Below are 251 nucleotides of genomic sequence, written 5' to 3' on the forward strand. Positions count from 1 at the left end.
GGGTAAACGTCTTCAAGTAGCGTCGCACCGAAGCGGCCCATTGCGGCCATCATGTTGTCGAACGAGCCGGTGGTGGTTTTACCCATCTCGTCAGCGACCGTTCCGGCTGCTGCGGTTGCTGCTGCTTGGAAGGTTTCGAAGTTGATCTTTCCGGAAGACGCGAGCTTGAAAACTTCGCCAGCGGTAACGCCCATCTGATCGGCCAGAGCCTGGTAGATCGGGATGCCCTTGTCAGCGAGCTGCTCCAGGAT

Annotated in this window: 1 protein-coding gene; it reads right to left on the reverse strand. The window is 58.2% G+C overall.

Going from position 1 to position 251, the window contains the following annotated elements; translation table 11 throughout:
• On the reverse strand, positions 1-251 hold a 251-nt coding region (locus tag AMS65_RS00450), incomplete at both ends, for a tape measure protein (RefSeq protein WP_157501987.1).

Origin of the sequence: Leucobacter celer subsp. astrifaciens (assembly GCF_001273835.1) — a bacterium.
In the GTDB taxonomy this organism is placed as follows: Bacteria; Actinomycetota; Actinomycetes; order Actinomycetales; family Microbacteriaceae; genus Leucobacter; species Leucobacter celer.